Genomic DNA, 9,797 nt, shown 5'->3' with positions numbered 1-9,797 from the left:
GCGGAGCGTCCCGCTCGACGGCCCGCGCACCGGTCCGCCGAGCGGCCCGCGCGGGTGCGTCCCGGCGTGCGACCGGTCGCCGGACCGCGTGCGGTCAGACGTCGGCCACGTCGAGGCGGCCGCCGAAGTACGCCGCCCGGATCCGGTCGTCCCGCGCGAGCATGGCCGTGTCGCCCTCCAGCGCGACACTCCCGGTCTCCAGGGCGATGGCGTGGTCGGACACGGCCAGGCCCATCGCGACGTTCTGCTCGATGAGCACCACGGTCGTGCCCTCGGCGGAGATCTCCTCGACGATCTCCGCCACCCGGTCCACGAGCTTGGGGGCGAGCCCGAGCGAGGGCTCGTCCATCAGCAGCAGCCGCGGCCGGGCCATCAGCGCGCGGCCGATCGCCAACATCTGCTGCTGGCCGCCCGAGAGGTAACCGGCCTTGTCCCCACGGCGGTCGGCGATCTCGGGGAACCGGGCGAAGACCGCGGCCAGTTCGTCGGCGACGGCTGCTTTGCCACGGCGGGTCCACGCCCCGGCGCGGAGGTTGTCCTCCACGCTCAGCTCCGCGAAGACCCGGCGCCCCTCCATCGTCTGGGCCATGCCCATGCGCACCCGCTGGGCGGGCGCGGCCCGGGTGACGTCCACCCCGTCGAGGAAGACGGAGCCGGACACCACCCGTCCTCCGTGACTGCCCAACAGGCCGGTGATCGCCCGCATCACCGTCGTCTTGCCGGCCCCGTTGGCGCCCAGCAGGGCGAGCGTGGAACCCGCGGGCACCACGGCCGACAGCCCCCGCACGGCGGGACTGCGCCGACCGTAGGCGACCGTCAGGTCCTCGATGCGCAGCTCCGCCGGCCCCTGGGGCTTCGCACCCGCGGCCACCGTCAGTCTCCTGCCGGGTAGGGGTAGTCCAGGACGTCCTGGGTGACCTTCTGGTGGCACGCGGTCTCCTCGGTGCCGTCCTTGCCGGACTTCGACGGGACCAGCACGCAGTACTGCGTGTGCTGACCCCGGTCGGCCGCCGCGCCCCACGGGCGGGGGTAGTAGGTGGTCAGGTCCAGGGAGGACAGCGAGGCCTGGGCCCGCATGATGCCCGCCCGGGACAGGTCGCCCTGCTCGGCCGCCCCCGTCAACACCGCGTCGACCGCCGCCAGTTGGTTGTAGCCCCAGAGGAAGCCGACCGAGGGCCGGGCCTTGGGGGCGTACTTCTTCTGGTCCGCGAGCAGGCGGCTCATCCCCTCGTCGTCGGCGCCCCAGGGCAGGCCCTCGGTGACGATCACCAGGTGTTCGGTGGTGTAGTCGTACAGCGGTCCGTCGTTGAGGAACGGTCCCCAGGAACCGGCGTTGGCGATCCAGGTCGGCTCGAAGCCCTGCTCGATGGCCGCGGTCAGCACGTCCGGGGCCTCGGGGATCTGCGCGGTGCTCATCATCACCATGTCGCAGTCGGCCTTCTTGAGCTGCTGGATCTGCGTGGTCGGCTTCACGCCGGACTGAACCGCCAGGGAGGGGCCGGTCCGCATGCCCATCTTCTTCTCGGCGTACTCCACGACCGCGGTGGCCGTCTCGAACCGGGGCCCCTCGGTGGCCAGGGAGCAGAGCTTGCGCTTCTTGTTCTCGCCCCGGGTGAGGTACTCGGCGCCGTTGAGGAACTGGCTCTGCGCGGGCATCGCGATGGACAGGACGTGGCTCTGGTGGAAGAACTTGCCGTCCGCCGACGCGCTGAACACCAGGACGTCGTCCTTGCGGGCCTGGGGCAGCACCGCGTCGGTGGACAGCGTGCCCGTCACCAGGGCGTAGGCCGCGACCTCGCGCTTGGTGGCCTCGTAGGCCTGCGCGGTCTTGGAGGGGTCGTAGGCGGTGTCACGGGTGATCAGTTCGACGGGGTACTTCCCGGCGATGCCGCCGCGCGCGTTGAGGGCGTCCACGTAGGCCTTCGCGCCGGCCCCGATGGGGGCGAAGGACGAGGCGGCCGGGCCGGACGTCACGTTGAGCACGCCCAGGGTGAGCGTGCGGCCGTCGAAACCGGGCGCCGTGGCGGCCGCGTCGTCCGGGCCCTTCGACTCGCCGCGACCGCAGCCGGCGGTGGCGATCAGCGCGCCCACGGCGAGCGCCGCGAGAGCGGTTCTGGTGCGGGAGGGCATCACTTGACTTCTCCTTCGTCGGGGACCGTGCGGTCGGCCGGGGTCTCTTTCCATCGGTCGAGCAGTCGGGCCGCGCCGCCCAACAGGCCCTGCGGTTCCACGAGGAGCACCACCAGGATCAGCGCGCCGAAGATCAGGAGGTTGAACGAGCCCGCGGTGAAGAACCCGCTGTCCTCCGCGGTGCTCTTGATCAACCAGCCGAGCGCGGGACTGTCCGCGAACTCGGCGACGAGGAACTCCAGGCCGGGCAGGACCAGGGCGCCGACGACCGCGCCCGCGAGCCGGGTCACGCCTCCGACGATGACCACCGCCATGAGCAGCGTGACCATGGTGAAGCCGAAGTCCTCCGGGGCGATGTACTCCCGCAGGCCGGCCAGCATCGCCCCGCCCAGTCCGCCGAAGGCGCCGGCGAGCGCGAAGACGCCGATCTTCTCCCGTCGCACGTCGATCCCGATCGCCTCCGCGGCCCGCTCGTTGTCGCGCAACGCCACCCAGGTCCGGCCGGGCGCGCGACGCAGCAGGAAGGCGGCGAGCGCCAGGCAGGCGGCGGTCACCGCCCAGGTGGCCCAGAAGAGGCCCTGTTCGGGGGAGAAGGAGCCCAGCTCCTCGAAGTTCACCGGCCCGACGGACACCTCGACCGAGGAGCTCGCCCGGCCCGCGGAGCCGCCCGTCAGCGAGGTGAGCTGACGTGCGAGGTAGTCGCCGATGAGGACGACGCCGAAGGAGACGATCGCCAGCTCCAGCCCGCCGAGCCGGACCGCCAGCCAGCCGGTCACCGCACCGGCCACCGCGGCCGCCGCCCCCGCCGCGAGGGCGAGGACCACGAAGCCGGGGTCGAAGCGGTCGGCGAGGGCGACGGCGAGATAGGCGCCCAGGCCCATGAAGAACGGCTGCGCGATCCAGACCGTGCCCGCCCGCCCCACCAGCAGGACCACGCCCGCACCGGCGAGCGCGAGCACCGCGCAGTAGGAGAGCAGGAACAGGATGTGGTCCTGGACCAGGAACGGGGTCACCAGATAGACGCAGGCCAGGCCCGCGAGGAGCAGTCGCCGGGCCGAGCGGGGCACTTCGCGTGGGCGCCGTCCCCGCGGCGGGGCCGACTCGGTGAGGAGGTTTTCTTGCATCACGCCCGCTCTCTCAGAAACGTCGCACGGCCCGGGTTCCGAAGAAGCCCTGGGGTCGCACGACGAGCATCACGACGAGGATCAGGTAGGGGAGGACGCCGGGGAATCCCGCGCCGAGCGGCTCCAGCACCGAGGACTGGAGCAGGATCGCGAACTGCTGCGCCACGCCCAGGAAGAGCCCGCCCAGCAGTGCGCCCAGGGGGGAGTCGATGCCGCCCAGCACCATGGCCGGCAGCGCGGCGAACGCCGCGATGCCCAGGGTACTGTTGACGCCGGACGCGCCGGCGGCGAGCAGGATGCCCGCGACGGCCCCGAGCGCGCCCCCCAGGCTCCAGGCGAAGACGGTGACCGTCCGGGTGCTGATGCCCTGGGCCACCGCGGCCTCCTCGTCGCTGACGGCGGCGCGCATCGCCAGCCCGATCGGGCTGAAGCGGATGAGGGCGAAGACCGCGAGGAGCAGCACGGCACCGGTCGCGGCCGTCCACACGTCCGACAGCGCGAGCACGCTCCCGCCGACCTCGACGACCCGCAGTCCCCAGGGGTCGCCCAGATCGCGGGCCTCGTCGCCCCACAGGCCCGCGACCAGCGCCTGGACCACGAACAGCAGGCCCACCGTCGCCATCACAGCCGGGAAGTGCGCCTTCTTGCTGAAGCGCCGCAGCAGCGTCATGCCGGTCAGCATCGACAGCAGGGCGCCGACGAGCAGCGAGACCAGGGCCGCCACCAGGAAGGGCAGCCCCCACACCACACCGACCTGGTAGGTGGTGAACGCGCCGATCAGGACGAACGCGCCCTGGGCGAAGTTGAGGATCCCGGTCGCGGAGTAGACCACCACGACGCCGACCGCCAACAGTGCGTATCCGGCTCCCAGCGCAAGGCCGGAGACCAGCGCCTGGAAGATCTCCGCCTGGGTCATTCCGCACTCCTTCGGCCGAGATAGGCATCGATGACACGGGGGTCCTGTCGGATCTGTTCCGGGGACCCCGTCGCGACCTCACGGCCGAAGTTGAGGACGAGCAAGCGGTCCGCGAGCGTCAGCACCAGCGGCATGTCGTGCTCGATGAGCAGGATCGCCAACTCGGGGCGCTCCTCGCGGAGCGCTCGGAGGTGTCCGGCGAACTCGGCTGACTCCTCGGGGTTGAGCCCGGCCACCGGTTCGTCGAGCAACAGCACGGCGGGCTCCATGGCGACCGCCCGCGCGAGTTCCACGACCTTGCCCACCCCGTGGGGGAGGGTCTCCACCGTCCGGTCGGCGACCTCGCGGAGCCCGTACCGCTCGATCAGTGCGGCGACGACCGCACGGTTGGCGGCCTCCTCGCGGCGGGCGCGCAGCGGTCTCAGCGTGGTGGCCAGGGACCCGGTGCGCATGGCGTGCCGACGTCCCAGCAGGAGGTTGTCGCGGACCGTCAGCGTCTCGAACAGTGCCAGGTGCTGGAACGTGCGCGCGACGCCCGCCCGGACGATGGCCGAGGGGCGCAGTCCGGTGACGTCCCTGCCCACGACGCTCACCGAGCCGGTCCGCGGCCGGGACACCCCCGTGACGCAGTTGAACAGTGTCGTCTTGCCGGCGCCGTTCGGGCCGACGGTGGCGAGGAGTTCGCCGCGGCGCAGGGTGAAGTCGATGTCGTCGAGCACCTGGTGCGCGCCGTACCGCTGACCCAGGCCGCGCACCTCGAGCACGGTCTCGGGTCGGTCGAGGGCGTCGGGCGCGCTCTCGGGCGCCGTCGCCGCCGGTGGGGAGGGAGCCACATGTATCTCCTCGTCGCACGGGTGGGGCACCGGTCCCGCGGGCGCCGGGTCGACGTCCGGCGGTCCGGATCCCACCGTTATGAAACATGTGGTCTCACAATATGTACGACGGGTCGCGGACGTGCAAGAGTTTTGAGATGGGTGACTTTGAAACTGGCGCACCGGCCCGACGGCCCGCCGTGCCCGACGGGGAGGGTGGCGGCGGGTCCGGCTGCGGCGCGGACTCCGGGTTCGGGGCGGCGGCGGGCGCCTAGCGGAAAAGTCCGCCGCGTGACAGGGGGCAATCCGGCCGTCCGCTGTTAGGGTGTGCCGCCATCGCTCTTATTGCGACTTGCGAGTTCAAAACTCGCGCCCATCCATCGGCACAGGGAGATGATCCATGGCTCAGGACATGGTCGACGGGACGAGGGACGACAGTTCCTCCCCCGGGACGCAAGCGGCACCGACCGAGCGAGGGAAGGCCGCCCGCAAGCGGCGGGTGCTCGTCTCGAGCTTCCTCGGCGGCCTGATCGAGTGGTACGACTTCAACCTCTACGGCATGGCGTCGGCCATCGTGTTCGCCGCGCTGTTCTTCCCGGAAGGGGACTCCTCGGTCGCCCTGATGGGCGCCTTCGCCACCTTCGCCGTGGGCTACGTCGCCCGCCCCCTGGGCGGTGTGATCGCCGGCCACCTGGGCGACCGGATCGGACGCAAGCGCGTCCTGGTCGTGACCCTCCTGGTGATGGGGCTCGCCACCACGGTCATCGGCCTGCTCCCCACCTACGCCAGCATCGGCGTGTGGGCGCCCATCCTGCTGATCATCGTCCGGCTGGTCCAGGGCGTGTCGGTCGGCGGCGAGTGGGGCGGCGCGCTGCTGATGACGGTCGAGCACGCACCCCCGAACCGCAGAGGTCTGTGGAGCGCCGCGTCCCAGCTGGGACCCGCCGGCGGCGTGATCATGGCGACGCTGGTCTTCCGGCTGGTTTCCGACTTGCCCCAGGAGCAGTTCCTGGGGTGGGGTTGGCGGCTGCCGTTCCTGTTCAGCCTCGTCCTCGTGGGGATCGCGGTCTGGATCCGCTCCGGGACAGACGAGACGCCGGTGTTCGAGAAGGCCCAGCCCGTGGTCCGCGAGGGCCGCATCCCGCTGATGCAGGTGCTCACGCGTGACCGCCGTCCGCTGATCCTGGTCGTGATGCTGACCCTGAGCATCTCGCTGACCGGCACCATCGTGCTCGTCTACACCCTGTCGTACGCGATCGGCTCGGGCTACAGCAGCAGCACGGCACTGTCCGCGCTGCTCATCGCCTCCCTGGTCAACCCCGTGACCACGCTGATAGGAGCAGCGGCTTCCGACCGCTTCGGGCGCAGACCGGTCTACGTCACCGGCATGGCCCTGATGCTCGCCACGTCCTTCGTGCTCTTCCCGCTGGTGGACTCGGGCTCCTCGTCGATGCTGCTGGTCGCCTTCATCCTCGGGTACGGCTGCCTGGGCCTCGCCGTCGGCGCGCACGGCGTCATGATCTCCGAGCTGTTCCCCTCCAACGCCCGTTACACCGGCGTCTCGCTCGGTTACCAGTTCACCGCGTCCGTCGCCGGTATGGGCCCGCTGATCGCGAGCGCGCTGATGGCGTGGGGCGGCGGGAACCCGGTCTACATCACCACGTTCCTGGCCGTCATCTATGTGGTGAGCGGGGCCGTGGCGATCTTCGCGGTGCCGGAGACCAACCGGTTGGACATCGCCCGCTACGCCGAATAGCCGCCGGTGCCGCCGCACGGGCGGCACCGACACCAGCCTTGCCGATGAGGGACGGATCGTCCGGTCGGACGGCCACGAGGAATCGGCCCGCCCCCTACGGAGGGGACGGGCCGATTCTTCGGCGTTCTCGGGCCGGACGCCGGACGCCGGACGCCGGGGCCGGGGCCGGGCGACATGTGCCGCCCGACGGCGGTCAGGTGCCGAGCAGTCGATGGACCGCGGCCGTGTCGTGGTAGAAGACGTCCAGCTTCCTGATCGAGCCCTCCGCGACCGTGTACAGCTCGACGATGCGCGTACGGAGGCGCTCGCCGGTGTCGCGCACCACGAGGGTGACCTCGACCCGGGCCATGACGAGATCGCCGGCGTCGCTCAGGCGGATGTCCTCGATGTCCAGTCGCACCACGGAGTTGACCGCACGCAGCATGTCCAGGAGCCCGGTGGGGCCGTGGTAGGCGCCCCCGTAGGGCAGGGACGCCGGCTCCAGGGCGACGAAGTCGTCGGCCACCATCGACAGCGCCTGCCGCATGGTCTCCCGCGCGGCGAGCAGGCGTAGGAACTCGGAGAGGGTGGCGACGTTAGGCGAGAGCGCGGACGACGGCCCTTCCTCGGCGGAGGGGGCGGGACGCCCGGGGGCCGCGGACGCGGTGAGGGGCGGGGCGTCGGCGGGGGAGTGGGGGCGGGTGTCGGGTGTGCCGGTCATGGGTCTTCCCTCGTGGTCGCGTTCCTGCGGTGTGCCGCGAGGGCCGTGGTCCGTCCCCCGCCGATGTCTGTCGATCGCCCTCCCCGGAGGGAGGGCGCGCGTGGCCCGTGTCCGTCGGACGGTCGGCGGACGCGGGCCGACGGCGGACCGGGAGGTCCGCTCATGCCGAGGCGNCCCGAGGGCGTCGGCGGCGGTTCGTGGGGAGGACCGCGGGGCCGCTCCTGGGCGGAGCGGCGTGGCGGCGGTCCTCGGACGAGGCCGTGACGGCGGTGCGCATGCGCGGGACCGGTGGTCGGACGGTGGCCGGGACGCCGGTACGCCGGTACGGGCGTCGGCCGAATCCGGTCCGACCGGGTCCGGGCTCACTGGTACATGGCGTCGATCGTCGACGCGTACCTGGTCAGCACCGCGCGGCGCTTGAGCTTGTTGGACGCGGTGATCTCGTGACCGCCCACCTCCCACGGCGTCATGATCAGCGTCCAGGTCTTGATCTGCTCGACGGCGGCGAGGGCCTTGTTGGCGGCGTCCACCTGCCGCTGCACGGCCGCGCGGAAACCCTCGTCGCCGCCCAGCGCCTCGTCGTCGAGCCCGGCCGTCTCCGGGTGTGCGCGGCGGTACCCGGCCACGCCCTCCGGGGACGCCACCAGCAGTGCGGACACGTACGCCCGGGAGTCGCCGGTGGCGACCGCCGTGCCGACGAGCGAGCCGGCCAGGACGATGCGGCTCTCGATGCGGACGGGCGAGATGTTCTTGCCGTTGGTGTTGATGATGAGGTCCTTCTTGCGGTCCACCATCTTGAGCTGGCCGAGTTCGTTGAGCACGCCGATGTCGCCGGTGTGCAGCCAGCCGTCGGCGTCGATCGCGTCCCGGGTCGCCTCGGGCTTGTTGCGGTAACCGCGCATCAGCCGCGGCCCGCGCAGGAGGATCTCGCCGTCCTCGGCGATCCTCAGCTCCATGCCCGTGGCGACGGGACCGGCGTAGCCGATGCGGTACTCGTCGGAGAGCCTGCCGGGGGTGGCCAGGGCGCAGCACTCCGTCGAGCCGTAGCCCTCGCGGACCGGCAGGCCCAGGCCGAGGAAGTACCGCAGCAGGTCCACGTCCACGTAGGCGCCGCCGACCACCGCGTACTCCACGGCGTCCAGGCCGACGACCGCCAGCAGGTCCGTGCGCTCGGGGGCGAGCTCCTCCCACTCGCGGCGCAGTTCGGCCGGTACGGCGCTGCCCGCCTGTTCGGCGTCGGTCAGCTGCTCGCCGAGCGCACCGGCCCGCCGCAGACGTGCGCGGCGCTCCTCGTCCGGCTGCGCGTCGATGTAGGCCTCGATCAGGCTGCGGAAGCGTTCCAGGGAGCGCGGCACCAGGAAGATCATCGCGGGTCTGACGCGGAGGTACATGTTGTTGAGCTGTCTGAGGTCCGGACAGAAGGTCACGCAGTGCCCCTGGGTGACCGCCAGGTAGTAGGAGATGATCCGCTCGCCGACGTGGGCCATCGGCATACCCGACAGCAGGCGCCGACCGGCCGCCAGGGGGGCCGCCTCGTGGTACGTGTCCACGGTGTGCAGGATCGCGGAGTGCTGGAGCTCGACGCCCTTGGGCAGGTCGGTGGTGCCCGAGGTGTAGATGACGGTGGCGACGTCGTCGGGCGAGACCGCCCGCCAGGTGCGGGCGAAGTCGAAGCCCTCGGGCGCGGGCCGGAGCAGGAGTTCGCCGTAGGTGTGCGTCCGCACGCCCTCCAGGGCCTCCACCTGCGCGTGGTCGAGGACGATCACGTGGTCGACCGACAGGCCGTGGTGCGTGATCGCCTCCCGCAGCCCCGCCTCCAGCGAGGGCTCGGTGACGACGACACGGGAGCCCGAGTCGCCGATGTTGTAGGCGAGGTCGACCGGGGGGAGCGTCGAGTAGACCGAGGTCGTGGCCGCCCCGAGGTGGAGCGCGGCCAGGTCCAGGAGCTGGTGTTCGGGGCGGTTGGTCAGGAGCAGGGCGAGCGTGTCGCCGCGCCCCGTGCCCAGGGCGGCGAGGGCTCCGGCCAAGACCTCCACCAGGTCCGCCGCCTCCGACCAGCTCAGGCGCAACGAGTCGTCCTCGGTGCGCAGCGCCACCGCGTGCGGGTAGGCCTCCACCGTCAGATGGAAGGCCTCGGGGAGCGTGGTCATGTCGAGGGTGCGGCGGAAGGGCCGCTGCTCCGGGTATCCCAGGGCCTGCAAGGACTCGTTCACGACGTGCCTCTCGTTCATCGGGGATTCTCGCCACGGGACGCTGCCGTTTGATAATAGACGGCAAGTCTCAATAATGGAACGGCTGTCGCACGACGGGGAGAAGGAGAGGTGTGCGAGGCGCGCGGAGGCCCTTCGGGGGTGCCGGT

8 protein-coding genes are annotated in these 9,797 nt (G+C 71.7%); 1 reads left to right on the top strand and 7 read right to left on the bottom strand.

Features of this window, described 5'->3' with window-relative positions; translation table 11 throughout:
* Positions 1-94: 94 nt before the first annotated feature.
* From ACFPZI_RS18315 to ACFPZI_RS18295, 5 genes are read right to left on the bottom strand one after another with little or no spacing between them, the layout of a single operon-like run.
* Complete coding sequence (locus tag ACFPZI_RS18315; protein ID WP_381364254.1) at positions 95-871, bottom strand: ABC transporter ATP-binding protein; 777 nt, start codon at positions 869-871, stop codon at positions 95-97.
* A 2-nt stretch (positions 872-873) separates the two neighbouring features.
* The gene (locus ACFPZI_RS18310) at positions 874-2,130 is read right to left on the bottom strand and encodes an ABC transporter substrate-binding protein (RefSeq protein WP_381364253.1); all 1,257 of its coding nucleotides are present in this window, start codon (positions 2,128-2,130) and stop codon (positions 874-876) included.
* Positions 2,130-3,254 (bottom strand): branched-chain amino acid ABC transporter permease, encoded by a 1,125-nt coding sequence (locus ACFPZI_RS18305; RefSeq protein WP_381364251.1) that lies wholly within the window; start codon positions 3,252-3,254, stop codon positions 2,130-2,132. Before ACFPZI_RS18305 ends, ACFPZI_RS18310 begins: the two co-directional genes overlap by 1 nt.
* Before the next feature lie 13 nt (positions 3,255-3,267).
* Positions 3,268-4,170, bottom strand: coding sequence for a branched-chain amino acid ABC transporter permease (locus ACFPZI_RS18300; protein ID WP_381364249.1), 903 nt, complete (start codon positions 4,168-4,170; stop codon positions 3,268-3,270).
* Positions 4,167-5,003, bottom strand: a complete 837-nt coding sequence (locus tag ACFPZI_RS18295) for an ABC transporter ATP-binding protein (RefSeq protein ID WP_381364247.1) — start codon at positions 5,001-5,003, stop codon at positions 4,167-4,169. Before ACFPZI_RS18295 ends, ACFPZI_RS18300 begins: the two co-directional genes overlap by 4 nt.
* Before the next feature lie 379 nt (positions 5,004-5,382).
* Between ACFPZI_RS18295 and ACFPZI_RS18290 the strand changes: the two genes are divergently transcribed.
* Positions 5,383-6,738: an MFS transporter gene (locus ACFPZI_RS18290; protein WP_381364245.1), complete on the top strand. Its 1,356-nt coding sequence runs from the start codon at positions 5,383-5,385 to the stop codon at positions 6,736-6,738.
* 193 nt (positions 6,739-6,931) lie between these two features.
* On the opposite strand, the gene ACFPZI_RS18285 is transcribed toward ACFPZI_RS18290, so the two are convergent.
* Positions 6,932-7,438, bottom strand: coding sequence for a nuclear transport factor 2 family protein (locus ACFPZI_RS18285; RefSeq protein WP_381364243.1), 507 nt, complete (start codon positions 7,436-7,438; stop codon positions 6,932-6,934).
* Positions 7,439-7,800: 362 nt separating this feature from the next.
* Entirely contained in the window at positions 7,801-9,669 is a 1,869-nt protein-coding gene (locus ACFPZI_RS18280; RefSeq protein WP_381364242.1) for an AMP-dependent synthetase/ligase, read from the bottom strand.
* Positions 9,670-9,797 lie beyond the last annotated feature (128 nt).

Source organism: Streptomyces chlorus, assembly GCF_042655885.1.
Taxonomy (GTDB): Bacteria; Actinomycetota; Actinomycetes; order Streptomycetales; family Streptomycetaceae; genus Streptomyces; species Streptomyces chlorus.
Note: the sequence above shows the minus strand (reverse complement) of the source record. Positions and strands in the feature narration are given on the sequence as shown.